This is a genomic window from Burkholderia sp. MS455 (assembly GCF_016899445.1).
Lineage (GTDB): Bacteria > Pseudomonadota > Gammaproteobacteria > Burkholderiales > Burkholderiaceae > Burkholderia > Burkholderia pyrrocinia_C.
Map to the genome: position 1 here is coordinate 992,302 of NZ_CP041778.1, position 23,865 is coordinate 1,016,166.

The window sequence follows — 23,865 nt, forward strand, 5'->3', positions numbered from 1 at the left end:
TTTAGCCGAAGGGCCCGCCGGCGCCGCCGGGGCGCGCTGCAATGGCGGGGATTCGACGGCGCGGGGAAACGGCGACGGATCGGCGCCCGGGCGCCCGGGCGGCCGTGACCGTGGCAGCCGTCGGTCAGCGGGCCTGCCGCGACACGATTGCAGCTGACGTCATGGTCGCCGTTGTCGTCGCGCTGAACCCGGGCAGTTCCGGAATCCGCTGCTCCATGAACTGGAGGAACGTGCGGGTCCTGAGCGGCAGATACCGGCGCGACGCATACACGAGGTGCAGCGCATGCGGCGGAATCATGTCCCACTTCGGCAGCAGCCGGACGAGCCGCCCGGTGTCGATCAGGTCCTGAACGAGCCACGCCGGCGCGCTGCCCACTGCGTTCCCGGCCAGGAAGCATTCCCGCAGCGCGATCGAGCTGTTCACGCGATACCGCCCGTGTACCGGAACGGCGATTTTCTCGTCGCCCCGCACAAATTCCAGTTCGCTGCCGATGATGTCCGCGCGCGCGTATCCGACATACTCATGCTTCGCCAGGTCTTCCGGCCGGCGGATCCTCGGCGCCTGCGACACATACGCCGGCGCGGCCACCAGCAGACGCGGCGACGACGCGATGTTGCGCGCGATTACATCCGGCGGCAGCACGTGGCCGAGGCGAATGGCGACGTCGACGCCTTCCTCGACCAGATCGATCACGCGATCGGTCAAATGAAGCTCGACGTCGATTTCAGGCCACGCTGCGAGGAATTCGAGCATGAGCGCGTTCAGCCTCAGCTCGCCCAGCCCCAGCGGCGCGTTGACGACCAGCTTGCCGACCGGCCGCAGCGCTTGCCCGCGCACCTCGGCCACCGCGCTTTCGTATTCGTCGAGCACGCGCTTGCAGCGGTCGTAGAACCGCCGGCCTTCGTCGGTCGGCGCGAGGCTCGTCGTCGAGCGTTCGAGCAGGCGAACGCCCAGTTCCCGTTCGAACGCGGCGACGATCTTGCTGATCGTCGGCTGGCCGGTACCTTCCTCGCGAGCGACCGCCGAAAAATTGCCCAGCTCGATGGCGCGGACGAACACGCGCATGGATCGCAGCGAATCCATCTTATTCCTTTATGGAATGAACCCTATTCAAGTCTCCCACGTTCCGGCGTAATAGAGAATGACCTAACGTTCGCGAACCTTCAATCCCTGATGAGGAATCGACATGAACGAGGCACTGCAATCTTCGACACTGGACGGCGCGCACGTCGTGATATTCGGCGCGAGCTCCGGAATCGGCCTCGCGGCCGCAGCGGCCGCGAAGGCGAGGGGCGCCGCTGTCACGCTGGTCGGCCGGACCCGCGCGAAGCTCGAGGCCGCCGCGCTGGCGATCGGCGGCGCGCGCGTCGCGGTGGCCGATATCGCTGACAGGCACGCGGTGCAGGCCATATTCGATGCGATGACGCGCGTCGATCACCTCGTCGTCACGGCCGGCCGGTTCATCGCCGGCAAGCTGGGCGAGACCGATCCCGATCATCTGCTCGCCTCGATACAGGAGCGCATTGCCGGGCCGGTCTATGCGATCCGGGCCGCGTTGCCGCTGATGCCCGCGACCGGCTCGATCGTGCTGACCGGCGGGCAACTGTCGGATCGTCCGTCCGCGCAAGGTACGTCCGTGATTGCCGCCGCCGTGCGTGGCGTCGAAGCGCTGGCGCAGTCGCTCGCGCTGGAACTGAAGCCGATTCGCGTCAACGTCGTCGCGCCCGGTTTCGTCGAGACGCCGCTTTACGACGCGTTCGGCCCGGAAGCGCGCGATGCGATCCTCGCGGGAGCCGCATCGGCGCTGCCGGGCGGCCGCGTCGGTCGCGCCGACGAAATCGGGGAGGCGATCGCATTCCTGCTGGGCAACGGCTTCATGAATGCCGAAATCCTGCACATCGACGGCGGCGGCCGGCTGGTCTGACCCGTGCGCGTCGCGCGGGCCGGCTTCGGGTACATGCGCGGCGTCAGCCGGCCGTGCGTGTTTTCGTGCTGCGCGTCGGTATGCGTGGCGCGCGGGAATCCGGATACGCGCGCTGGCAGACCGCAATCACCGCGTCGCGCAGGCGGCGATGGACGGGATCGCCGTGATTGCGCGGATGCCATAGCGCGGCGACGAGGATCGCGGGCAGGCGGACCGGGATCTCGAAGCTGCGTAGCCCGAGGGCTTCCGTGAGCCCCGGTGTGAACGCGTTGCCGAGGCTCGAGCGCGGCACCAGCGCGATCAGGTCGGTGCTGGCCGCAACACGCATTGCATCGGGGTAGCCGGGGACGACGACGTGCACGGTCTGGCCCGGGCCGGACCGGCCGGTCGGATCGTCGGTCGGCCCGCTGAAATCGCCGAGCTGCGATGCGATCACGTGACGGCAGGCAGCATAGCGCGCGGGCGTGATCCTGGCCGACGCGAACAGCGGATGTCCGGCGCGCGCCACCGCGACGTGCCAGTCGTGACCGAGCATGCGTGTGTGCAGCTCGGGCGCGTCGTCGCCGCGCTTGCCGATTTCCAGATCGACGGTGCCGTCGCGCAGCGCTTGCGGATCGCGGTCGGGCTTGGGCACGAAGCGGATGCGCACGTGCGGCGCGACTTCGCCGATCGCGGCGACCACCGGGCCGGACAGCATTTCCATGAACGACGCTGACGCGCGAATGGTGAACGTGGATGCGAGCGTCGCCATGTCCACGTCGGCCGTCGCCGGCCGCAGCACGGCGCGCGCGTCGCTCGCAATCGCATGCACGCGGTCGCGCAATGCGGCCGCGTGCGGCGTCGGCACGAGCTTGCGCCCGGCGCGCACGAGCAACGGGTCGCCGGTGGAGAGCCGCAGCCGTGTGAGCGTGCGGCTCATGGCGGACGTGCTCAGGCCAAGCCGGCGCGCCGCGCCCGTCACGCTGCTTTCCGACAGCAGCGCGTCGAGCGCCGTAACGAGATTCAGGTCGATGTCTTCCATGCGGACAGGATACGCCACTGCGTGGTCTGGCATGGCGTTCGATGCAACTATCGATTGCATTTGGTGCGTCTGGTGCATGGTCCGGTGCGCGCCTATAGTAGGCGCATCGTGAAACCCGGCAAAGGCGGCAACCATGCAATCGACCATATCGAACCCGAACGCACCCTCGATCCTGCTCGTCGCGGCTTCGCGCGGCCTCGGGTTTGCGATGGCGGAGCAATTCCTGAACAAGGGCTGGAATGTAACGGGCACCGTGCGTGAAGGATCGGGACGCACGAAGCTGCACGACCTGGCGGACCGCTTCGACGGCCGGCTCGGGATCGATACGCTCGACATCTGCGAGCCGGCGCAACTGGCGGCGCTGCGCGAGCGCCTGTCGGGCAGGCGCTTCGACGTGCTGTTCGTGAATGCGGGGACGACCAACGACCCGAACGAAACGATCGGCGAAGTGACGACCGACGAATTCGTGCGCGTGATGATTACGAATGCGCTTGCACCGATGCGAGTGATCGAGGCGTTGCAGGATCTCGTGACCGCCGACGGATTGATCGGCGCGATGTCGTCGGGGCAGGGCAGCGTCGCGAACAACGTCAACGGGATGCGCGAAGTCTATCGCGGTAGCAAGGCCGCGCTGAACCAGTTCATGCGCAGCTTCGCGGCGCGCCAGGCCGACACGCCGCGCGCGCTGGCGCTGATGGCGCCCGGCTGGGTCCGTACGGAGCTGGGCGGGCCCGATGCACGCCTGACCATCGACGAGAGCGTGCCGAGCCTCGTCGACGTGCTGATCGCGAAGCGGGGGCGCCCCGGGCTCGAATACCTCGACTATCTGGGGCGGACGGTGCCGTGGTAGTCGCCGGCGTGTCGGTGGGCGGATGGTTACGAACCGACGCTTCGTGAATATGCAGCGAGATTCGACATGTTTTTCGCAGTTCGGTCGCGGTACTGCGAAGGTATTGCCGATTCAATACAATGCAGCGACGAGTCAGTGACACGGCGTCGCGCCATCGCGTTTGAATCGATCCGGTTCGCAGCGGATTGCGTGCGCCCCCGTCGTGACCGGCGCTTATCGAACACGGGAGCACCGCATGAACGAACCTTACCTGCAGGTCATTGCGCATTTCTTCGCGAAGCCGGGCAACGGCGACCGCGTGATCGAGCTGCTCGCGGAGCTCGCGCCCGCGACGCGCGCCGAGCCGAAGAATCTCGACTATGCGTATTTCCGGTCGCCGGAGGATCCCGACCACATCGTGATCCTCGAGCGCTACCGCGACGCGGACGGCCTCGACGTGCATCGGGAAACGCCGCATTTCCAGCGGATCGGCGTCGGAGCGATCATTCCGTTGCTCGATCGCCGCGAAGTGTCCCGCTACATGGTGCAGCCGGACACCGGCGCGGCGACGCCTCCGGGAGTCACCTGATGAACCCATTTCAATTCCGAACCGTTCAGACGCAGATCGTCGAATTCGGCGCCGCGCGCCGGCTCGGCGCGTTGTTGCGCGAACGCTTTCCGGCGCTCGTGCGGTTGTGCGTCGTCACCGACGCGTTCCTGCATCGCAGCGGGGTGCTCGCACCCGCGCTGGAGAGTCTCGCCGCGCATGGCTGGCAGGTCACCGTGATCGACGACGTGATCGCCGATCCGCCCGAGCACGTGGTGCTCGAAGCGACCGAGCGGGCCGTCGAGGCCGATGCCGAGATCGTGCTCGGCCTGGGCGGCGGATCGTCGATGGACGTCGCGAAGCTGATCGCGGTGCTCGCGCCGGGGCAGCAGGCGCTGGCCGACATGTACGGCGTCGACAAGGTCGCGAGCACGCGGCTGCCGCTCGTGCAGATGCCGACGACGGCCGGCACCGGCTCCGAAGTGACGGCCGTGTCGATCGTCACGGTCGGCGAGGCGCGCAAGATGGGCGTCGTGTCGCCGCACCTGTTCGCGGACGTCGCGATCCTCGATGCCGAGCTGACGCTCGGCCTGCCGCGTGCGGCGACGGCCGCGACGGGCATCGACGCGATGGTGCATGCGATCGAAGCCTATACGTCCGCGCGGCTGAAGAATCCGGTGTCCGACATGCTGGCCGTGCACGCGCTGACGCTGCTGTCGCGCAACCTGCTCGCGGCCTGCGACGACGGCCGCAACCGGCACGCGCGCGAGTCGATGCTGGTCGGCGCGATGTTCGCCGGGCAGGCATTCGCGAATGCGCCGGTCGCGGCCGTGCATGCGCTGGCCTATCCGGTCGGCGGGATCTTCCACGTGCCGCACGGGCTGTCGAATGCGCTCGTGCTGCCGCACGTGCTGCGCTTCAACGCGCCGGCTGCCGCGCCGCTGTATGCGGAACTCGCGGCGATCGTCGCGCCGTCGGCGACGGGCAGCGACGAAGCGAGAACGCATACGCTGATCGCGGAGATCGACCGGCTGATCGTCGCGACGGGCATCCCGCGCACGCTGCGCGAAGTCGGCATCGGCGAGGGCGACCTGCCGAGGATGGCGTCGGACGCGATGCTGCAGGCGCGCCTGCTCGTGAACAATCCGCGCGAGGTGACCGAGGCCGACGCGCTGGCGATCTATCGGCAGGCGTGGTGACGCGGCAGGCGGGCTGCGCGGTCAGGCCAGCGACGCGCGCGGGTGGTCGGCCACCACGTACGCCGATGCCTGCTTCGTGCCGTCCGGTTTCGTCTGCAGGTAGACGCCCTGAATCTCCGGCTCGAACCCCGGCAGCGCATTGATCCCGGCTTCGAGCGCGCGGAAGTAGTCGAGCGCCGGGCCGCCCCACGCTTCGCCGGGCACCACGCAGAAGATGCCGGGCGGATAGGGCAGCGCACCTTCGGTCGCGATCCGGCCTTCGATGCGATCGAGCGTGACGAGCTCGACGTTGTTGCGGATCAGCTCGGCATTCGCGGCCTGCGGCAGCATCGCCTGCTTCGGGAACTGCGCGCGCCGGAACATCTGCTTCTGCAGATGCTTCATGTCGTGGCTGCGGTAGAAATCGTGCATGCGCTGGCACAACTGCCGCAGGCGCATGCTGCCGTACAGCTCCGGATACGCTTCGCACAACGACGGGATCGCTTCGCGCAGCGGCGTGTCCTGGTCGAGATGGCGTTCGAACTGCGCGAGGTGCGCGACCAGATGCTGCAGCTTGCCGAAGCTTTCCGATGGCGTGAGCAGGAACAGGATCGTGTACAGGTCGGCCTTCTCGGGCACGACGCCGTGCTCGCGCAGGTAGCGCGCGAGGATCGGCGCCGGCGCGCCGAACGGCGCGTACTCGTGCGTGTCGCGATCGATGCCGGGCGTCGTCAGCAGCAGCTTGCACGGATCGACGAAGTACTGGTCGTTCGCATAGCCTTCGAAGCCGTGCCACGTGTCGGCCGGATGGAAGCGGAAGAAGCGCAGGTCGTCGACGATCTGCTCGGTCGGGTAGTCGGCCCACGGGCGGCCGTCGACCTGCTGCGGAACGAACGGGCGGATCTGGCGGCAGGTCTTCAGCAGCAGCTTGCGTGCATCGACGCCGTGCGCGACGCAGTCGCGCCACAGTCGCTTGCCGGCCGGGCCCGCATGCATCTGCGCGTTGACGTCGAGTGCCGCGAACATCGGGTAGAACGGGCTCGTCGACGCATGGATCATGTACGCGTTGTTGAAGCGCCGATGATCGCAGAAACGCTTCTGGCCTTCGATGTGGCTGTCCTTCTTGTGGATCTGCGACGTCTGCGAGAAGCCGGCCTGCTGCTTGTGCACCGATTGCGTGACGAAGATGCCGGGATCGTCGGGGCCGAGCGTCAGCATCAGCGGCGAGCAGTCCTGCATCATCGGGATGAACTGCTCGTAGCCGACCCACGCCGAGTCGAACAGGATGTAGTCGCACAGATGCCCGATCCGGTCGACGATTTCCCGCGCGTTGTAGATCGTGCCGTCGTAGGTGCCGAGCTGGATCACCGCGAGCCGGAACGGGCGCGGCAGGTCGGCGCGCTCGGGTGCGACGTCGCGGATCGCGTCGCGAATGCGCGCTTCGCCGAGCGCCGCGCTGTCGACGCCGCCGATGAGGCCCCAAGCGTTGCGCGCGGTTTCGAGGTAGACGGGCCGCGCGCCGGACACCACGAGCGCGCCGAGGTGCACCGACTTGTGGTTGTTGCGATCGAACAGCACGAGATCGTCGGGCGCGAGCAGCGCGCTCGTGACGACCTTGTTCGACGTCGACGTGCCGTTCAGCACGAACCAGGTCTTGTCGGCGTTGTAGATTCGCGCGGCATTGCGCTGCGCTTCCAGCGCGGGGCCTTCGTGGATCAGCAGATCGCCGAGCCGGACGTCCGCGTTGCAGAGGTCGGCGCGAAACAGCGTCTCGCCGAAGAAGTCGACGAACATCCGGCCGAGCGGATGATTCGAGAAGAACTGGCCGCCCTGGTGGCCAGGGCAGTCGAACTCGACGTAGCCGCGCTGCACGTATTCGCGCATGACCTTGAAGAACGGCGGCAGCAGGTTCTCGCTGTAGATATCGGAGGCGGCTGAAATCTGCCGGCCGTAATAGTGGCGGCTGCCGCGCCCGAGCTGGATCACGCCGCTCGCGCTCGGCAGGACCGACGGCGGCACTTCCTGGTCGGGCTCGACCGCGACGAAGAACGGGATCGCGAAGCCGGTTCTTTCGACCGTTTTCAGGATTTTTTGCGCCGCATCGATTCCGACGACGATTGCCGCGATATTCGTGAAATCGGTCTGAAATACGTCGACCTGTTCGTGCGTGGTGAGAAAGGCGCCAATCAGCGCCGGCTCGACTGCGATTTTCAACAGGCTCACGCGAACTCTCCGGTAAATGTGCGGAAACGGGAGCCGAATTCGTGCCGATACGTAATTCGACACGCGCTGCAGCCGATTGAAACGCTTCCGCGAATGCTGAATGCCGATGCGCGCCGAGGAAGCAGCTTTGCGCAGCGAGGCACGGCTGCCGCCGGTCAGTGCGCGACGCAGCCGATCGTAGCAACAAAATCCGGCGAATTCAATCGACCGGAAACGGCAATTTCATTGAAAGATGAGAAGGATCAAACAAGCGGGAATTGGCGTGCTGCAGCGCACATAAAAATGATCAAATTATGAAATCCGATTTGAAAGGGATCGACGGTTTCGCCGAATCGTCGGCTTTTCATCGAAAGGCATCCATGGCATAGTCGGCATCCGAATCGGATGGCGAATCAAACCGGAATGACGAGCGTCTCATGTCGCCAACCGTGGCCTGCTGTCCGCGTGCTCGTGAGACGAACAACACCAACGAAGCATCGGAACAGCGAGGGCAACATCATGAATACATCCGCCGGCGGCATTCGTCGTCTCGGCATGCGTGCGCTGCTGGTCGACGACGAAATCACGCAGGAAACGGCGACCGGACGCGCGGTCCGCACACTGAGCGCGGAACTCGCGCAACGCGACATCGACGTGCTCACGGCGACATCCGCCGACGATGCGATCATGCTGATCCGTTCCGATCCGTCGATCCAGTGCGTGCTGCTCGACTGGGATCTCGGCGTGGACGGCCACGGGCCGTCCGAGGCGGTGGTCGAAGCGATCCGGCATCGCAACGCCAACGTGCCGATCTTCCTGCTGGCCGACCGCAGCGTCGCGTCGTCGGTGCCGTCCGCGGTCATGGGCCAGGTCGACGATTTCGTGTGGCTGCTCGAGGATACGGCCGATTTCATCGGCGGGCGCATCCACGCGGCGATCGAACGCTATCGCTCGACCGTGCTGCCGCCGATGTTCGGCGCGCTCGCGAAGTTCTCTCGCGTCTACGAATACTCGTGGCATACGCCCGGCCACACGGGCGGCACGGGCTTCCTGAAGTCGCCGGTCGGCCGCGCGTTCTTCGAATACTTCGGCGAATCGCTGTTCCGCTCCGACCTGTCGATCTCGGTCGGCGAACTCGGCTCGCTGCTCGACCACTCGGGCCCGATCGGCGAAAGCGAGCGCTACGCGGCACGCGTGTTCGGCGCGCATCGCACGTATCACGTGACGAACGGTTCGTCGACGTCGAACCGCATTATCCTGATGGCGAGCGTGAGCCGCGACCAGATCGCGCTGTGCGACCGCAACTGCCACAAGTCGGCCGAGCATGCGATGACGATGTCGGGCGCGATTCCGACTTACCTGGTACCGACGCGCAACCGCTACGGGATCATCGGGCCGATCGCGTCCGAGCGTCTCACGCAGGCGGCGATCCGCGAGGCGATCGCATCGAACCCGCTCGCGGCCGGGCTCGCCGATCGCCAGCCGAAGCACGCGATCGTCACGAACTCGACTTACGACGGCCTCTGCTACAACGTCACGCGCGTCGAAGAACTGCTCGGCGCGAGCGTCGACCGCCTGCACTTCGACGAAGCGTGGTACGGCTACGCGCGCTTCAATCCGATCTACCGCGACCGCCATGCGATGCACGGCGATCCGCGCGACCATCGTGCGGACCGGCCCACGGTGTTCGCGACGCAGTCGACGCACAAGCTGCTGACCGCGCTGTCGCAAGCGTCGTACATCCACGTGCGCGACGGTCGCAGCCCGATTCCACATGGTCAGTTTAACGAAACGTTCATGATGCACGCGTCGACGTCGCCGAACTACGCGATCATCGCGTCGAACGACGTCGCGGCCGCGATGATGGACGGCCCCGGCGGCGAAGCGCTGACGCACGAGTCGATCGAGGAGGCCGTCGCATTCCGGCAGATGATCGCGCGGATGAACAACGAGTTCGACGCGAAGGGCGACTGGTTCTTCGAATGCTGGCAGCCCGACACCGTGCTCGAGGCACGCACGGGCCGCACGCTGCCGTTCCACGAAGCGCCGCCCGAGCTGCTCGCGAGCGATCCGTCGTGCTGGGTGCTGCGCCCCGGCGCGCAATGGCACGGCTTCGGCAATATCGAGGACGGCTACTGCATGCTCGATCCGATCAAGGTGTCGATCGTCACGCCGGGCGTCGCGCCGGCCGGCGGCCTGATGCCGGTCGGCATTCCGGCGAGCGTCGTCACCGCCTATCTCGATGCGCGCGGGATCGTCGTCGAGAAGACGACCGACTTCACGATCCTGTTCCTGTTCTCGATCGGCATCACGAAGGGCAAGTGGGGCTCGCTCGTCAGCGCGCTGTGCGACTTCAAGCGCGACTACGACGCGAACCTGCCGCTCGACATGGCGATTCCGTCGCTCGCGAAGGAACACGGCGCGCGCTATGCGGGCATGGGGCTGAAGGACCTGGCCGACACGATGTTCGCGGCGATGGAGCAGCTCGGCACGACGCGGCTGATGTCGGAGGCGTTTTCGATCCTGCCGAAGCCGGAGATGAGCCCGGTGCGCGCGTACGAGCATCTCGTGCAGGGCCGCGTCGAGCAGGTCGCGCTCGACGAGCTGGCCGGGCGCACGGTCGCCACCGGCGTCGTGCCGTATCCGCCGGGCATTCCGCTGCTGATGCCGGGCGAGAACGCGGGGCCGGCCGGCGGCCCGGTGCTCGGTTACCTGAAGGCGCTCGAAGCGTACGACCGTCGCTTTCCGGGCTTCGCGCACGATACGCACGGCGTGGAAGTCGAGGACGGCACGTACCGCGTGTACTGCCTGACGGCCTGAACGAGAGGCCGGACGCACGAGCGACCGGCCGCGCGGCGGCATCACATCGAAGGATCGAGATCATGGAAAACGCAGCACGCATGTCCGCCGCGGCCCCGGCGGCCGCGGCGAAGAACCGGATGAACGTCTGGCAGCTCACCATCCTCACGGCGGTCAACATGATGGGCTCCGGCATCATCCTGCTGCCGTCGAAGCTCGCGCAGGTCGGCACGATCTCGCTGCTGTCGTGGATCGTCACGGCCGGCGGCTCGCTCGCGCTGGCCTATGCGTTCGCGCGCTGCGGGATGTTGAGCCGCAAGCCGGGCGGGATGGGCGGCTACGCGGAATACGCGTTCGGCAAGGCCGGCAACTACATGGCGAACTACACGTACGGGCTGTCGCTCGTGATCGCCAACGTCGCGATCGGCGTCACGGCGGTCGGCTACGGCACCGTGCTGTTCGGCGCGACGCTGTCGCCGCTGCAGACGGGCCTGTGGACGATCTTCCTGCTCGTGTTCACGACGGTCGCGAACTTCGGCGGCTCGCGCATCACCGGCCGGATCGGTGCGGTGACCGTGTGGGGCGTGATCATTCCGGTCGTCATCGTGTCGCTGATCGGCTGGTTCTGGTTCAGCGGCGCGACCTGGGGCGCTGCGTGGAATCCGCACGACATGCCGTTCGGGCCGGCCGTCGGCAGTTCGATCGCGGTGACGCTGTGGGCGTTCCTCGGGCTCGAATCGGCGTGCGCGAACTCGGACGCGGTCGAGAACCCGGAGCGCAACGTGCCGATCGCCGTGCTCGGCGGCACGATCGCATCGGCGATCTTCTACATCGTGTCGACCAACGTGATCGCGGGGATCGTGCCGAATGCGATCCTCGCGAAGTCGAACGCGCCGTTCGGCATCGCGTTCGCGACGATGTTCACGCCGACGGTCGGCACGATCGTCACCGCGCTGATGGTGATCGCGTGCATCGGCTCGCTGCTCGGCTGGCAGTTCACGGTCGCGCAGGTGTTCAAGAGCTCGGCGGACGTCGGCTACTTCCTGCCGGTGTTCGCGCGTGCGACGCGCACCGGCACGCCGATCGTCGGCATGGTGATCCTGCTCGTCGCGCAGGTCGCGCTGGCGCTGATGACGATCAGCCCTGAGCTGAGCAGCCAGTTCCAGAAGATCGTCGATCTCGCGGTCGTCACGAACCTCGTGCCGTACGTGATGTCGATGGCCGCGCTGATCACGATCCAGAAGGTCGCGAACGTGCCGCCGGCCAAGGCGCTGGTGACGAACGTGATCGCGATGGTCGCGACCGCGTATAGCTTCTATGCGCTGTTCAGCTCGGGCGAGCAGGCGCTGATGCTCGGCGGCCTGTGCGTGTTCCTGGGCTGGACGCTGTTCGGCTTCGTCAGCGCGCGCTTCTACCAGATGGAAGTCGACGCGCACGTGAAGGAGCCGGGGAAGTCGTTGCAGGCGTGAGGGCCGGCGCAATCCGTATCGCCGGAGGTCGGTTGCCGAAGCCGCGTGTGCTCATCGACGCGATGAGCGAAAATCGGCTTTCGCGCGACCGACAGGAGACGGCGACATGACGCAACAGGATGAAGCGGTGCGCACGCGATGCGTCGCATGGCAGATCGTGCAGACGTGGCAGGCGGCCGAATGGTGCCGGCTCGCGGAGACGCGAACGGGAATCGATCTGTCGGGTTCGGTATCGGGCGCGATCGACGGCACGCCGTTTCGCATCGACTATGCGATCGCATGCGGTGCCGACTGGCTCACGCGCTCGGCGCGCGTGACACGCTGGCTCGGCACGTCGCCGCCGCAACGGCTGGACCTCGGATGCGACGGCGGGCGCTGGACGATCGACGGCGTCGACGTGCCGCTGCTCGCGGGCGCGACCGACATCGACCTCGGTTTCAGCCCGTCGACCAATACGCTGCCGATCCGGCGGTTGGCGCTGGCCGTCGGCGACGCCGCGACGATCCATACCGCATGGCTGCGCTTTCCGGATTTCGCCATCGTGCGCGGCGAGCAGCGTTATACGCATACGGCGCCACACGTGTATCGCTACGAGAGCGGCACCTATGCGGCCGATATCGCGAGCGACGAAGCCGGCCTCGTCATCGACTACGACGAATGGCGGCGCATCGGCGCAGCGCTTGCCCCATAACGAGTCGCGTCGCGTCGTGTCGTGCTTCGGCAGCGCATCAGCGCGCGTTGGCGACCGTCAGCTTGCCCGGAATCAGCTTCAGCGTGCTGAACGTGTCGGCGATGTTCTGCTGATACGCGACCGTCGCGTCGGTGACGGGCTGCACGCCGTAGCCGGCGCGCTTGAGCGCGACTTCGAGCGTCGGCGCGTCGAGGCCGACGAGCGGTGACAGTTGCGCGGCGACGTCGGGCGTGTGGTCGCGCGCCCAGCGATCGACCGCGTCGACTTCGTCGAGCAGCGCGCGCAGCACCTGCGGGTGAGCGGCCGCGTACTTGCGCGCGGCGAGGTAGTACTGCGTGTTGCGCACGAGCCCTTCGCCGTTCGCGATCACGCGCGCGCCGAGCTGCCGTTCGGCGGCCGCCAGATACGGATCCCAGATCACCCACGCATCGACGCTGCGCTGCACGAACGCGGCGCGCGCGTCGGCGGGCGTCAGGTAGATCGGCTGGATGTCCGCATACGCGAGGCCCGCGTGCTCGAGCGCCTTCACGAGCAGGTAGTGGACGTTCGAGCCCTTGTTGAACGCGACCTTCTTGCCGCGCAACTGCGCGACGCTGCGGATCGGCGAATCGGGCAGCACGACGATCGCTTCGCCCTGCGGCGCGGGCGGCTCGTTGCCGATATAGACGAAATCGACGCCGGCCGCCTGCGCGAAGATCGGCGGCGTTTCGCCGACCGTGCCGACGTCGATCGCGCCGGCGTTCAGCCCTTCGAGCAGTTGCGGGCCGGCCGGGAATTCGAGCCATTGCACCGCGACGCCCTGGCTCGCGAGGCGCTTCTCGAGCGTGCCGCGGGCCTTCAGCACGACGAAGTTGCCGTATTTCTGGAACCCGATGCGCAGCCGCGTGCCGTTGTCCTGGGCCCGTGCGGGCAGGGTCGCGAGCGGCCCGAGCGCGAGTCCGGCAAGCCCGGCGGCCGCGCCGTGCAACCATTGGCGGCGGCGCGGGTTCGCCGGGGTCGTTTCAACGTCTGTGTGCGGTGTGTCGCTCATCGGGGTGTCCTGCGTGCGGGTTCACGGGGCGCGCGCAAAGGCGGCGCGGCCGGCGCAGGACGGGGTCGGATGCGGGCGCTGCTCGCAACGGGCCGGCCCGCGCCGGATTCAGGACGATACGGCCGCGCGGGCCGGCGGCCAACCAATGAATGCGCATATGCAAATCAGCCGCCCTCAGGCTGCGTCGGCGGCGCTTTCCTCGATCGAATCGACGCGGTCCGGATAGAACGCGAGGTGCCCGCGAATCGCTTCGACGGCCGGATACGGATGCTCGTAGGTCCACACCGCGTTGGTCGCGCGTGCGCCGCCGGCCGGGATCGAGTAGTACGCGCAGTCGCCCTTGTACGGGCAGTATGTCGCGTGGTCGGTGCGTCGCAGCAGCGACATGTCGGCGTCTTCGCGCGGGATGTAGAGCACGGCCGGATAGCTGGCCTCGCGCAGCGCCAGCGCGCGGCGCGTATCGGCGACGACCTTGCCGGCCACCGAGACCACCACGCGCCACGGATGCGGCTCGATCGCGATCGGATGATCGGGGCCCGGCGACTTCACGGGACGAGAGGGCGTATCGGAGCTGATCGACATCGTGGGTCCTCCAGGAACTGGCGGCGTGGCGTCGCCGGGCGGATCCCGGCGCGCCTCTGCCGGCGTTTGCCAGCCGATACGATGCGCCAATTCCGGAGAATCTGCAGGGGGCCGGAAGGCGGTGGCGAGGCAAGGCTGCCGGGCGATGTCCCGGCGCTGGCGCGGACATATTCATGCACTGGCAGCGGGATGCACCCGCGGCGATAAGCAACGCCGAATTAATTGGTAAGCGATCGGCGGGAGGCGCGCGAAGATCGGCCGTCGTCATTCGCATGACTCATTCCTTCTTTCCACCACCATGAAGCATTCTTTCGTTTCGTCAGCCGCGCGCCGCGCACGTCGCGCACCGCATGCCGTTGTCGCACTCCGTTGCATGGCCGCGTCGCTGCTGCTCGCCGGCGCGGCCACGCAGGCGCTCGCCGCGCCGGCCGGCAAGACGCTCGTATACTGCAGCGAAGGCAGCCCGGCCGGCTTCGATCCGGGCCAGCACACGACGAGCACCGATTTCGACGCGAGCACGTACACGATCTATAACGGGCTCGTGCAGTTCAGGCGCGGCACGCTCGATCTCGAACCGTCGCTCGCGACGAGCTGGGACGTGTCGCCCGATCAGCGCGCGATCACGTTCCACCTGCGGCATGGCGTGAAATTCCAGACGACTGCATGGTTCAAGCCGACGCGGCCGTTCCAGGCCGACGACGTCGTGTTTACGTTCCGCCGGATGCTCGATCCCGACGATCCATTCCGCAAGGCCTACCCGGTCAGCTTCCCGTACTTCAGCGATCTCGGCTTCGACCGCAACGTCGAGCGCATCGAGAAGGTCGACGACTACACGGTGCGCTTCGAGCTGAAGACGCCCGACGTCGTGTTCGTGCGCAACCTCGCGATGGCGTTCGCGTCGGTGCTGTCGGCCGAATATGCGTCGCAGCTCGCGGCGCGCCATCGCGAGGCCGACATCAACCAGTTCCCGGTCGGCACCGGGCCGTTCCTGCTGCGCACGTATCAGAAGGATGCGCTGATCCGCTACGAAGCGAACCCCGACTACTGGAAGCCGGGCGACGTGAAGCTCGCGCGGCTCGTGTTCGCGATCACGCCCGATCCGGCCGCGCGCCTGCAAAAGCTGGTGGCCGGCGAATGCCAGGTATCGGCGTTCCCGCGGCCGGCCGATCTCGACACGGTGCGGCGCGACCCGAAGCTGGAGCTGTTCTCGGGAACGGGCTTCAACGTCGGTTTCGTCGCGTACAACACGCAGCATGCGCCGCTCGATCGCGTCGACGTGCGGCGCGCGCTCGACATCGCGATCGACAAGACGGCGATCGTGAAGACCGTCTTCAACGGCGACGCGAAGATCGCGACGAACCCGATGCCGCCCGCACAATGGTCGTACAACCCGCGTCTGAAGGATGCGCCGCGCGATCCGGCCGCCGCGAAGGCGCTGCTCGCGCAGGCCGGTTTCCCGAACGGCTTCGACCTGACGCTGTGGGCGATGCCGGTGCAGCGCCCGTACAACCCGAATGCGCAGCTGATGGCGCAACTGATCCAGCAGGACTGGGCGAAGATCGGCGTGCGCGCGAAGATCGTCAGCTACGAATGGGGCGAATACAACCGCCGCGCGAAGCACGACGGGCAGCACGACGCGATCCTGTACGGCTGGTCGGGCGACAACGGCGACCCCGACAACTGGCTCGGCACGTTGCTCGGCTGCGACGCGGTGCACGGCAGCAACCTCGCGAAGTGGTGCAATCAGGATTTCGAAAAGCTGGTGAGCGCGGCGCGCTCGAATGCGGACGTCGCGAAGCGCACGGCGCTGTACGAACAGGCGCAGGTGGTGTTCAAGGACCAGGTGCCGTTCACGCCGATCGCGACGTCGATCGTGTCGCTGCCGGTGTCGAAACGTGTGCACGGGCTGACGTTCTCGCCGCTCGGCGGGCACCGCTTCGACGGCGTGTGGCTGGATTGACGGAGATCGATGGTCGAAGGGCCGGCGCGCTTGCGCGCGCCGGTGTCGGTTGCGATCAGTTGAGCGCGACGGCCGCCGCCGTTTCGACCGGCGAGCCTTCGAGTGCGACCGATGGCCGGCCGTCGGGGCCGACCGGAACGTCGCCGGTGAGCGTCGTACGATAGAGCTGGCGGTCGAAGTCGAGATCGAAGATGTCGACCGGCGCGAGGTGCGCGGTCGCGCGGTTGTCCCAGAACGCGATGCTGCGCGGTTCCCATTTGAAGCGGATCGTGAATTCCGGCCGCGTCACATGTTCCCACAGCAGTTCGAGCAGCGCCTGGCTCTCGCGCGGCGTCAGCCCGACGATCGATTTCAGGAAGCTCGGGCTCACGTACAGCGCACGTTCGCCGGTCTCCGGATGCACGCGCACGAGCGGATGTTCGGTCACGAGCGGGCGGCGTTCGATCGCGTCGTCGAACGCGCCGGTGGCGCGCGCACCGGCCGGCGGCGTGAAGCGGTGGATGCCGCGCAAGCCGTCGACGAAACCGCGCAGCGGCTCGGACAGCGTTTCATACGCGCGTACGAGATTGGTCCAGTGCGTGTCGCCGCCGTACGGCGGGATCGTCACGCCGCGCAGGATCGACGCCCACGGCGGGTTCACGGCGGCCGTCACGTCGGTGTGCCAGCCCGTCCACGGCCGGCGCACCGGTTCGCCTTCGAAGCGCGTCGCCTTGCGGTGCTTCGCGATCGAATAGACGGCCGGGTGACCATCGACGTACCCGAACACCGGATGGCCGACCGTCGGCTCGCCGAACTGCGCGGAGAACACGACGTGCTGGTCGTGCGTGAGGAATTGTTCGCGGAAGAAAATGACGCGCCATTTCAGCAGCGCGGTGCGGATGGCCGCGATCTGCGGTGTGGTCAACGGTTGCGTGAGGTCGACGCCGCGTATTTCCGCGCCGATATGGGCGGACAGCGGGATCACGTCGACCGGCTGGGCGGCGGGTTCGGGTAGGGCGCTCATGCGACGCTCCTGGCGGAATTGAACGGGGCGGATGACCGACATCGTTGCGGGTGCAAGCGTCGGTCCGGCGGCGGGAGGTTCATGGTGGTGTGTTCGGTGGCGAATGGCGGGGAACGCGCGGCGGCGCGCACGGAACGGCGCCGCCGCGGTACGCGGACGTTATTGCAGCGTCGCGCCCGGCCCCTTCAGCACGACGCTCCGGCGGCCGTCGATGCCGACCGGCACGTCGCCGTGAACGGTTGCTCGGCGCACGACGCGGCGCGCAGCGCCGTAGTCGTTGATCGCGTAGTGCTGCGTCGCGCGGTTGTCCCAGATCGCGACGTCGCCTTCCTGCCAGTTCCAGCGCACGGTGTTCTCGAGGCGCGTCACGTGCTCGTGGAAGACCTGCAGCAGGTGCGCGGAGTCCTGCGCCGACAGCCCCTTGAGCCGCTGCACGAAGTGCCCTAGCACGAGCGTGCGTTCGCCGGTTTCCGGATGCACGCGCACGACCGGATGCTCGGTTTCGTAGACGGTCGACGTGAACACTTCGCGGTAGCGCTTCAGTTGCGTGTCGTCGGCATGCACGTGCGTCGACGCGTAGTCGTATGCGTTCGTATGGATCGCCCACAGCGTGTCGGCGAGCGCGCGCAGCGGGTCGGGAAGATGCGCGTACGCGGCAGCCGTGTTGGCCCATACCGTATCGCCGCCGAACGGCGGAATCACGACCGCGCGCAGGATCGAGATCTTCGGGTATGCGTCGACGAACGTGACGTCGGTGTGCCACGAATTCGCCCGGGCGCCGTGCGCGGAATCGAGTTCGAGCAGATGCGCGCTGCCGTCGACGGACGGCACGGTCGGGTGCGCGACCGTGTCGCCGAAGCGGCGCGCGAACGCTTCCTGCGCGGTGTCGTCGAGATGGTGCTGGCCACGGAAGAACAGCACCTTGTGGCGCAGCAGCGCGGCCTGGATCGCGTCGAACGTCGCGTCGTCGAGCGTGGCCGACAGCCGGACGCCGGCGATCTCGGCGCCGATCCGGCCGGCAACCTGGCGAAGCTGGAGCGGGGCGGCGGCCGTGCGCGGCGCGGCGTGCGAAGCATGCGAAGACGGGTGGGCGGCGTGCTGGACTTCGGACATCGGGAGTCTCCTGGAGTCGGGTCGGTCGAGTCTCCATTCAAGCAGGGAGCGCGCGGAACCGGAACCGATGAATCGTCACAACCTTAGCGTGCGTGCTGCGATGATCGATATGTGTCGTCATGCTGAGCAATGCGGTCGCGACACGTCTCTACCACGCAAGCCGGAATTCACCGATCCGGTGCGCGTGCGGCGTGTCGATGCGCTTGCCGCCCGCGCCGTCGTCGCGCGGCGGGTCGCTATCGTCGAAATCGGCGAGCACCGTATCGCGCAACCGCACGAATTCCGGCGAATCGCGCCGGCGCGGCCGCGGCAGCGCGACATCGACGATGCGTTCGATGCGGCCCGGGCGCGGCGCCATCGTGACGACGCGGTCGCCGAGATAGACGGCTTCGTCGACGTCGTGCGTGACGAGCATCATCGTGATGCGCTCCTGTTCCCAGATGCGCAGCAATTCGTTCTGCATCCGCGCGCGCGTCTGCGCGTCGAGCGCGCCGAACGGCTCGTCGAGCAGCAGCACGCGCGGTCGGTTCACGAGGCCGCGCGCGATCGCGACGCGCTGCGCCATCCCGCCCGACAACTGGTTCGGAAACGCGTGCTCGAAGCCGTTCAGCCCGACGAGCGCGATGTGGTCGGCTACCGCTCGCCGCTTCGCGGCCGCGTCGAGCGGCGCGTTGCGCAGCGCGGCGCCGATGTTCTGCTCGACGGTGAGCCATGGGAACAGCCGGTGATCCTGGAACACGATCCCGCGCTGCAGCGACGTGTCGCGCACGCGTTCGTCGCCGGCGCGGATCTCGCCCGAGTAGTCGGTATCGAGCCCCGCGACCAGCCGCAGCAGCGTGGACTTGCCGCAGCCGCTCGCGCCGACGATCGTGACGAATTCGCCGGCGCGCACGTGCAGCGACACGTCGTCGAGCACGGCGAGCGCCGCGCCGCGTTGTGCGTAGTGCTTGCTTACATGGAGGATGTCGAGCGAGTCGGAGGCGAGGGTCGTCATGGCGGAGCGAAGAAGGATGCGACAGGGGAGGAGCGTCAGATCAGCGCGGCAGGTCGCCGCGCCGGGCCAGCACCTTGCGTTCGATCGCACGCGCGATCGCGTTCAGCGCCCAGCCGGTCACGCCGACCACGATGATCCCGAACAGCACGAGATCCATCCGGAACTGCTCGCTGCCGTCGATCAGCGTGTTGCCGATCCCGCTGCCGGCAACGAGCAGGTATTCGGCGCCGAGCGTCGCGAGCCACGAATAGATCAGGCCGAGATACAGCCCGGTGAAGATCGACGGCAGTGCGGCCGGCAGGATCACGTAGCGGACGAGCTGGAGCCGCGAATAGCGCAGCGCGCGGGCGACGTCGACATACGCGCGCGGCACCGCGTGAATGCCGTCGCACGTATGCGCGGCGACGGGCAGCAGCGCGGCGAGCGACAGGAACACGACCTTGGCGACGTCGCCGAGGCCGAACCACACGGAGATCAGCGGAATCCACGCGAACAGCGAGATCTGCTTGAACGTGTCGAAGCTCGGGCCGACGATGCGCGCGGCGATGCGCGACAGCCCGAGCGCGGTGCCGAGCAGCAGCCCGCCCGTCGCACCGATCGCGAAACCGCAGGCTTCGCGCGCGAGCGACGCGGACAGTGCGCGGCCGAGCGCGCCGCTCGTGACCTGCGACCACGCGGTGTGCAGGACGTCGGCCGGGCCGACGAGCAGCCCGCTTTTCACGACGTGCGCGGAAGCGATCGCCCACCAGAGCGCGAACGCGACGAGCGGCAGCACGAAGCCGCGCCAGTCGGGCGCATGCAGGCGGCGGGCGGCTGTGACGGGCGACGGCGTGGCAGCCGGCGCGAGCGTCGACGTGGCGGAGTGCGGCATCGGGTGGTTTCCTTCGGTTGGTGCGGGCAGGCCGGTTCAGCCGCGGAACGCGGACGGCAAGCCGCGGCGCAGGCGCGCTTCGAGTGCATCGAGCAGCCGGTTGATCAGCAGGCCGACCGCGCCGACCACGACCACGGCCGCCATCACGAGATCGAGCTGGAACAGTTGCCGGCCGTACACGATCAGGTAGCCGAGCCCTTCGGAGGACGCGACGAGCTCGACGACGACGAGCGCGAGCCACGACTTCGTGAACGCGAGCCGCACGCCGGTCGCGAGCGTCGGGATCGCGGCCGGCAGCACGACGTGGACGATGCGTTGCCGGCGCGTGTAGCCGAACCCGCGCGCGACTTCGTCGAGTGCAGGCGGCGTCTGGCGAAACCCCTGCAGCGTGCTCATCGTGACGGGGACGAGCGCCGCATGCGCGATCAGCAGGTACTTGAGCGGTTCGCCGACGCCGACGAGCAGCAGCAGGAACGGCAGCCAGCCGAGCACCGGAATCTGTACGAGCGCGTTGAAGCTCGGCAGCACATAGGCTTCCAGCGTGCGCGACAGGCCGAGCGCGACGCCGATCGCGAAACCGAGCAGCGAGCCGGCCGCGAAGCCGACCAGCACGCGCTGCAGGCTGACCAGCGTGTGGCGCGCGAGATCGCCGCTCGTCGCGAGATCGGCGAGCGCGTCGTACACGCGTTCGGGCGGCGGCAGGATCTGCGGTGCGATCCAGCCGCGCGCGCTGCCGACGCTCCACAGCGCGAACAGCAGCGCGGGCAGTACCCACGGCGCGAGCTGCCACGCGAGCCGCTTCACGCCCGCCGCACGGCGCGGCGGCGCGGCGAGTGCATGCGGCTCGGACGACGGAATCGGGATCGCGGTGTCGCTCATCGGGGCGGGTCCGGGTCAGGAAAGGGGCTTGCCGGCCGCGTCGTAGCGCGGCCAGTAGTTTTCGAGCTTCAGCGTGCGCAGCGCGTTGTCGAGATACTTCGGCTCGAACCAGCCGTCGACGTCGACCGGCTGGCGGATCAGCTTCAGCTTCAGTGCATCCTGCGCGACGGCCTTGTAGCGCGCGACGAGGAACGGATCGATCAGCGGCGACAGGCGATCCTTCAGGCGCTGGTTCGCATAGTCCGCCTGCCACGACGAATACGGGACGCCGCTCTTCGCCCACAGCTTGAACAGCGCATCGCGGTTCGCCTCGTCGGACGACCATTGCGCGCCCTTGACCAGCGCGTTGACGACGCGCTGCACGATGTCCGGATGCGCGCGTTCGAAATCGTCCAGCACGAGCAGGTGGGTCTGGCGCGTGTACTGCGGGCCATCGTTCTGCGATTCGTAGATGATCTTCGCGAGCCCCGCGTCGCGCAGCTTGTATAGCTGGTAGTCGCCCACCGACGCGTCGATGCCTTTCGACGCGAGCGCGGCGAGCGAGCTCGCGGCGTCGAGGTTGATCACACGCAGGTCGCGTTCGCCGAGGCTGTTTTTCGCGAGCGCGTTGTCGGCGACGAGCTGCAGGTTCGTGCCGCGGAAGATCGACACGCGGCGGTCCTTCAGGTCGGTGATCGAACGGATGCCGGAGTCGGGCGGGACTGCGATCTTCACGCCCGAGCGCACGCTCGCGGCAAGCAGCAGGTGCGTCTTGATCCCGTTCGAGCGTGCGAGCACGGCCGGCAGGTCGCCCTGGTACGCGAAGTCGAGTGCCTTGTTGGCGATCGCCTCGTTGACGGCCGGCCCCGCGCCCTTGAAGAACAGCCACTGCACGTTGATGCCGTCGGCCGCGAATTCCTTTTCGACCAGTTGCTGCAATTGCGCGGTGGCGGCGCTCGAGCCGCCGAAGGTCGGCGGATCGCCGGCGCCCTGCTGGGCGACGCCGATGCGGATGGTGGCGGGCTTGTCGGCGTGCGCGGCGGCGGCCGCCAGCGTCATCAGCGTGGCCGCCAGCAGCGATCGCAGCAGGCGCAGCGGAAACGGGAATCGATCGGTCATGGTGCGTCGGGTAGCGTGAAAATGAAATCGGACAGGGAGGCGTCGAGCCATTCTGGTGGACGCTTCCGGCGCGGGACAAACAACGATTTGAACTATGCTTATCGCCGCCTGGCGGGTTGCGGGGCCGGGCGTGCCGTTTCCGCGAACGAAAAGCGGATTCGCATGTATCGCGGAATCGTTCAGGATTCCGATCATGTTGATTGGCGTCGCCTGATGATCAGGCAAGCGCCGGTTGGAAAATTCCTGAAATGGCTAAATCGCGGATTTGCGGATTCGCCGGCCGATCGGCATGCGAATCAGGGCGGTGAAATCGGCATCAGTCGGTTAAAAAAACCGATCCGGACCAGTCATATTTGCCGAATTGGCCGGGCGGAGCGTGAACGGATTTCCGGCCGGCATATGCGAACCACCGCGCGTGAAACGGTGCGCACGGCCCATTCGGCATCCCGAAAAATCGAATGGAAACGGGTTATTCCGCCAGACGGGAAATGATGCATCGCGGCAGTTAACATGCTTACATCGACGTCTGAACCAATCTGAACCATACGGAATGCCGCGACAAAGAATTTCGATAGACCCCCTGCATGAATTTCATCATTGCAGGGTGCTATCCATAAATACATTCCGACGCCAAATTATTTGAAATCGTCTCAAAAATTGTCTATACCCTAGACGAATCAGTGCGGTCGGCGTCGTGCCGGCGAGGCTGCACAACAGATGTGCGAATGAAACGATCGATGCCGTCGTTGCATGCCGCGCGTCGCAGTGATCGAGTGGACTTCGGGGAATGCGAACGGCCTCATGCGTGGGCCGGCCGCATGAGTCGCGAATGGGCGAACGCCATATGCAGCCGCCGGACCCATGCAGCGTCTTTACGTTCAACGGTCGATCATCGACCCCGTCACACGGAGGTTGCCATGCTGCAATACGTCAAGTCCCTGCTGCGTGATGAACGTGGCGTCAGCTCGCTCGAATATGCGGTGCTGGCAGGCATCGTCGTGGTCGCGCTGGCAGCGGTCGGCGTGATCCTCAGCAGCACTTCCGGCGGCTTGCCGAGCGTGTTCACGGCGCTGATCACGAAGGTGACGGGCCTGATCTGATCCCCTGAACCCGCGCGCCGCCGACGAATACACGGATCCGCAGCGGTAAAACGTATCCAGCCGGGGGTGCGCCGATGGACGGCTCTCCCATGCTCACTCTCGTGCAGTCGGTGGCCACGGTCGTGCTGGCGTCGCTCGCGGCGCAGGACCTGCGCGACCGGCGCTTGTCCAATCGCGCGGTGCTGGCGTTCGCGATGCTGTATTTCGTCGCGGCGGCGCTCGTGCGCGAAGGGTTCGCGCCGCTGGCCGGCCACCTCGCGACCGCCGCCGCGATGCTGCTGCTGTTCGGCGGCTTGCGCCACGCGGGCTGGATCGGCGGCGGCGACGTCAAGCTGGCGGCGGCGGTATTCCTGTGGGCCGGCCCGGCGCTGGCGTTCCCCGTGTTGACGATCGTCGGCGCGGGTGGCGCGTTATGCGGTCTCGCCGCGCTCGCGGCCGTCGCCTGGCAGCGGCGCGCCACGCCTGCCCGCGCGGTCGCCGCGCGCGGCGTGCCGTACGGGCTCGCGCTCGCGCTCGGCGGTGCGCTGGCCGTCTGGGCGCCGTTTCCGCACGCGGTTTCGCTTACCTAGCCGGG

Annotated in this window: 23 protein-coding genes; 12 read left to right on the forward strand and 11 right to left on the reverse strand. The window is 67.4% G+C overall.

The annotated features are described in order from the left end of the window. Positions 1–124: 124 nt before the first annotated feature. Positions 125–1,084: a LysR family transcriptional regulator gene (locus tag FPJ27_RS09085; RefSeq protein WP_204422644.1), complete on the reverse strand. Its 960-nt coding sequence runs from the start codon at positions 1,082–1,084 to the stop codon at positions 125–127. A gap of 103 nt (positions 1,085–1,187) precedes the next feature. Between FPJ27_RS09085 and FPJ27_RS09090 the strand changes: the two genes are divergently transcribed. Beyond that, positions 1,188–1,925: an SDR family oxidoreductase gene (locus tag FPJ27_RS09090; RefSeq protein WP_204422645.1), complete on the forward strand. Its 738-nt coding sequence runs from the start codon at positions 1,188–1,190 to the stop codon at positions 1,923–1,925. A 43-nt stretch (positions 1,926–1,968) separates the two neighbouring features. Here FPJ27_RS09090 and FPJ27_RS09095 read toward each other — a convergent pair whose 3' ends face one another. Then, on the reverse strand, positions 1,969–2,946 hold the full coding sequence (locus FPJ27_RS09095; RefSeq protein WP_204423131.1) for a LysR substrate-binding domain-containing protein: 978 nt from the start codon (positions 2,944–2,946) through the stop codon (positions 1,969–1,971). Between the two features lie 133 nt (positions 2,947–3,079). On the opposite strand from FPJ27_RS09095, the gene FPJ27_RS09100 reads away from it, so the two are divergent. The 3 genes from FPJ27_RS09100 to FPJ27_RS09110 all read left to right on the forward strand — a co-directional run bounded on the left by FPJ27_RS09100 (position 3,080) and on the right by FPJ27_RS09110 (position 5,521). After that, on the forward strand, positions 3,080–3,796 hold the full coding sequence (locus FPJ27_RS09100; RefSeq protein WP_204422646.1) for an SDR family oxidoreductase: 717 nt from the start codon (positions 3,080–3,082) through the stop codon (positions 3,794–3,796). Between the two features lie 235 nt (positions 3,797–4,031). Further along, positions 4,032–4,364 (forward strand): putative quinol monooxygenase, encoded by a 333-nt coding sequence (locus tag FPJ27_RS09105; RefSeq protein ID WP_204422647.1) that lies wholly within the window; start codon positions 4,032–4,034, stop codon positions 4,362–4,364. Next, a complete protein-coding gene (locus FPJ27_RS09110) occupies positions 4,364–5,521 on the forward strand; it encodes an iron-containing alcohol dehydrogenase (RefSeq protein ID WP_204422648.1) in 1,158 nt (385 codons plus the stop codon). Before FPJ27_RS09105 ends, FPJ27_RS09110 begins: the two co-directional genes overlap by 1 nt. Before the next feature lie 21 nt (positions 5,522–5,542). On the opposite strand, the gene FPJ27_RS09115 is transcribed toward FPJ27_RS09110, so the two are convergent. Continuing rightward, the gene (locus FPJ27_RS09115) at positions 5,543–7,723 is read right to left on the reverse strand and encodes an ornithine decarboxylase (protein WP_204422649.1); all 2,181 of its coding nucleotides are present in this window, start codon (positions 7,721–7,723) and stop codon (positions 5,543–5,545) included. 93 nt (positions 7,724–7,816) lie between these two features. On the opposite strand from FPJ27_RS09115, the gene FPJ27_RS09120 reads away from it, so the two are divergent. From FPJ27_RS09120 to FPJ27_RS09135, 4 genes are all read left to right on the forward strand, one after another. Then, complete coding sequence (locus FPJ27_RS09120; protein WP_204422650.1) at positions 7,817–8,020, forward strand: hypothetical protein; 204 nt, start codon at positions 7,817–7,819, stop codon at positions 8,018–8,020. Between the two features lie 201 nt (positions 8,021–8,221). Beyond that, positions 8,222–10,522, forward strand: a complete 2,301-nt coding sequence (locus tag FPJ27_RS09125; RefSeq protein ID WP_204422651.1) for an Orn/Lys/Arg decarboxylase N-terminal domain-containing protein — start codon at positions 8,222–8,224, stop codon at positions 10,520–10,522. A gap of 62 nt (positions 10,523–10,584) precedes the next feature. Then, the gene (gene potE / locus FPJ27_RS09130; protein WP_204422652.1) at positions 10,585–11,970 is read left to right on the forward strand and encodes a putrescine-ornithine antiporter; all 1,386 of its coding nucleotides are present in this window, start codon (positions 10,585–10,587) and stop codon (positions 11,968–11,970) included. A gap of 106 nt (positions 11,971–12,076) precedes the next feature. Then, positions 12,077–12,661, forward strand: a complete 585-nt coding sequence (locus FPJ27_RS09135; protein WP_204422653.1) for a putative glycolipid-binding domain-containing protein — start codon at positions 12,077–12,079, stop codon at positions 12,659–12,661. 37 nt (positions 12,662–12,698) lie between these two features. On the opposite strand, the gene FPJ27_RS09140 is transcribed toward FPJ27_RS09135, so the two are convergent. Next, a complete protein-coding gene (locus FPJ27_RS09140; RefSeq protein ID WP_204422654.1) occupies positions 12,699–13,691 on the reverse strand; it encodes a sulfonate ABC transporter substrate-binding protein in 993 nt (330 codons plus the stop codon). Positions 13,692–13,865: 174 nt separating this feature from the next. Continuing rightward, the gene (locus FPJ27_RS09145; RefSeq protein ID WP_204422655.1) at positions 13,866–14,273 is read right to left on the reverse strand and encodes a DUF427 domain-containing protein; all 408 of its coding nucleotides are present in this window, start codon (positions 14,271–14,273) and stop codon (positions 13,866–13,868) included. A 298-nt stretch (positions 14,274–14,571) separates the two neighbouring features. Here FPJ27_RS09145 and FPJ27_RS09150 point away from each other — a divergent pair, with 298 nt between their 5' ends. Next, positions 14,572–16,233, forward strand: coding sequence for an ABC transporter substrate-binding protein (locus tag FPJ27_RS09150; RefSeq protein WP_204422656.1), 1,662 nt, complete (start codon positions 14,572–14,574; stop codon positions 16,231–16,233). Positions 16,234–16,288: 55 nt separating this feature from the next. Here the strand turns inward: FPJ27_RS09150 and FPJ27_RS09155 are convergent, their stop codons facing one another. From FPJ27_RS09155 to FPJ27_RS09180, 6 genes are all read right to left on the reverse strand, one after another. Next, the gene (locus tag FPJ27_RS09155) at positions 16,289–17,236 is read right to left on the reverse strand and encodes a TauD/TfdA family dioxygenase (RefSeq protein WP_204422657.1); all 948 of its coding nucleotides are present in this window, start codon (positions 17,234–17,236) and stop codon (positions 16,289–16,291) included. A 159-nt stretch (positions 17,237–17,395) separates the two neighbouring features. Beyond that, entirely contained in the window at positions 17,396–18,349 is a 954-nt protein-coding gene (locus FPJ27_RS09160; RefSeq protein WP_204422658.1) for a TauD/TfdA family dioxygenase, read from the reverse strand. A gap of 148 nt (positions 18,350–18,497) precedes the next feature. Next, on the reverse strand, positions 18,498–19,343 hold the full coding sequence (locus FPJ27_RS09165; protein WP_204422659.1) for an ABC transporter ATP-binding protein: 846 nt from the start codon (positions 19,341–19,343) through the stop codon (positions 18,498–18,500). Between the two features lie 40 nt (positions 19,344–19,383). Then, entirely contained in the window at positions 19,384–20,214 is an 831-nt protein-coding gene (locus tag FPJ27_RS09170; RefSeq protein ID WP_204422660.1) for an ABC transporter permease, read from the reverse strand. A 36-nt stretch (positions 20,215–20,250) separates the two neighbouring features. Further along, entirely contained in the window at positions 20,251–21,093 is an 843-nt protein-coding gene (locus tag FPJ27_RS09175; RefSeq protein ID WP_204422661.1) for an ABC transporter permease, read from the reverse strand. A 15-nt stretch (positions 21,094–21,108) separates the two neighbouring features. Further along, positions 21,109–22,191, reverse strand: a complete 1,083-nt coding sequence (locus FPJ27_RS09180; RefSeq protein ID WP_204422662.1) for an ABC transporter substrate-binding protein — start codon at positions 22,189–22,191, stop codon at positions 21,109–21,111. Between the two features lie 15 nt (positions 22,192–22,206). Between FPJ27_RS09180 and FPJ27_RS09185 the strand changes: the two genes are divergently transcribed. From FPJ27_RS09185 to FPJ27_RS09195, 3 genes are all read left to right on the forward strand, one after another. After that, on the forward strand, positions 22,207–22,683 hold the full coding sequence (locus FPJ27_RS09185; protein WP_204422663.1) for a hypothetical protein: 477 nt from the start codon (positions 22,207–22,209) through the stop codon (positions 22,681–22,683). Between the two features lie 425 nt (positions 22,684–23,108). Then, positions 23,109–23,291: a Flp family type IVb pilin gene (locus tag FPJ27_RS09190; RefSeq protein WP_072436472.1), complete on the forward strand. Its 183-nt coding sequence runs from the start codon at positions 23,109–23,111 to the stop codon at positions 23,289–23,291. An 89-nt stretch (positions 23,292–23,380) separates the two neighbouring features. Continuing rightward, positions 23,381–23,860: an A24 family peptidase gene (locus tag FPJ27_RS09195; RefSeq protein WP_204422664.1), complete on the forward strand. Its 480-nt coding sequence runs from the start codon at positions 23,381–23,383 to the stop codon at positions 23,858–23,860. The last annotated feature ends 5 nt before the right edge of the window (positions 23,861–23,865 follow it).

What these genes read in the sequence shown, in the direction of transcription:
- FPJ27_RS09085 (WP_204422644.1), bottom strand. Translation starts at nt 1,084, where the DNA reads ATGGATTCGCTGCGATCCATGCGCGTGTTCGTCCGCGCCATCGAGCTG.
- FPJ27_RS09090 (WP_204422645.1), top strand. Translation starts at nt 1,188, where the DNA reads ATGAACGAGGCACTGCAATCTTCGACACTGGACGGCGCGCACGTCGTG.
- FPJ27_RS09095 (WP_204423131.1), bottom strand. Translation starts at nt 2,946, where the DNA reads ATGGAAGACATCGACCTGAATCTCGTTACGGCGCTCGACGCGCTGCTG.
- FPJ27_RS09100 (WP_204422646.1), top strand. Translation starts at nt 3,080, where the DNA reads ATGCAATCGACCATATCGAACCCGAACGCACCCTCGATCCTGCTCGTC.
- FPJ27_RS09105 (WP_204422647.1), top strand. Translation starts at nt 4,032, where the DNA reads ATGAACGAACCTTACCTGCAGGTCATTGCGCATTTCTTCGCGAAGCCG.
- FPJ27_RS09110 (WP_204422648.1), top strand. Translation starts at nt 4,364, where the DNA reads ATGAACCCATTTCAATTCCGAACCGTTCAGACGCAGATCGTCGAATTC.
- FPJ27_RS09120 (WP_204422650.1), top strand. Translation starts at nt 7,817, where the DNA reads ATGCTGAATGCCGATGCGCGCCGAGGAAGCAGCTTTGCGCAGCGAGGC.
- FPJ27_RS09125 (WP_204422651.1), top strand. Translation starts at nt 8,222, where the DNA reads ATGAATACATCCGCCGGCGGCATTCGTCGTCTCGGCATGCGTGCGCTG.
- potE (WP_204422652.1), top strand. Translation starts at nt 10,585, where the DNA reads ATGGAAAACGCAGCACGCATGTCCGCCGCGGCCCCGGCGGCCGCGGCG.
- FPJ27_RS09135 (WP_204422653.1), top strand. Translation starts at nt 12,077, where the DNA reads ATGACGCAACAGGATGAAGCGGTGCGCACGCGATGCGTCGCATGGCAG.
- FPJ27_RS09140 (WP_204422654.1), bottom strand. Translation starts at nt 13,691, where the DNA reads ATGAGCGACACACCGCACACAGACGTTGAAACGACCCCGGCGAACCCG.
- FPJ27_RS09145 (WP_204422655.1), bottom strand. Translation starts at nt 14,273, where the DNA reads ATGTCGATCAGCTCCGATACGCCCTCTCGTCCCGTGAAGTCGCCGGGC.
- FPJ27_RS09150 (WP_204422656.1), top strand. Translation starts at nt 14,572, where the DNA reads ATGAAGCATTCTTTCGTTTCGTCAGCCGCGCGCCGCGCACGTCGCGCA.
- FPJ27_RS09155 (WP_204422657.1), bottom strand. Translation starts at nt 17,236, where the DNA reads ATGAGCGCCCTACCCGAACCCGCCGCCCAGCCGGTCGACGTGATCCCG.
- FPJ27_RS09160 (WP_204422658.1), bottom strand. Translation starts at nt 18,349, where the DNA reads ATGTCCGAAGTCCAGCACGCCGCCCACCCGTCTTCGCATGCTTCGCAC.
- FPJ27_RS09165 (WP_204422659.1), bottom strand. Translation starts at nt 19,343, where the DNA reads ATGACGACCCTCGCCTCCGACTCGCTCGACATCCTCCATGTAAGCAAG.
- FPJ27_RS09170 (WP_204422660.1), bottom strand. Translation starts at nt 20,214, where the DNA reads ATGCCGCACTCCGCCACGTCGACGCTCGCGCCGGCTGCCACGCCGTCG.
- FPJ27_RS09175 (WP_204422661.1), bottom strand. Translation starts at nt 21,093, where the DNA reads ATGAGCGACACCGCGATCCCGATTCCGTCGTCCGAGCCGCATGCACTC.
- FPJ27_RS09180 (WP_204422662.1), bottom strand. Translation starts at nt 22,191, where the DNA reads ATGACCGATCGATTCCCGTTTCCGCTGCGCCTGCTGCGATCGCTGCTG.
- FPJ27_RS09190 (WP_072436472.1), top strand. Translation starts at nt 23,109, where the DNA reads ATGCTGCAATACGTCAAGTCCCTGCTGCGTGATGAACGTGGCGTCAGC.
- FPJ27_RS09195 (WP_204422664.1), top strand. Translation starts at nt 23,381, where the DNA reads ATGCTCACTCTCGTGCAGTCGGTGGCCACGGTCGTGCTGGCGTCGCTC.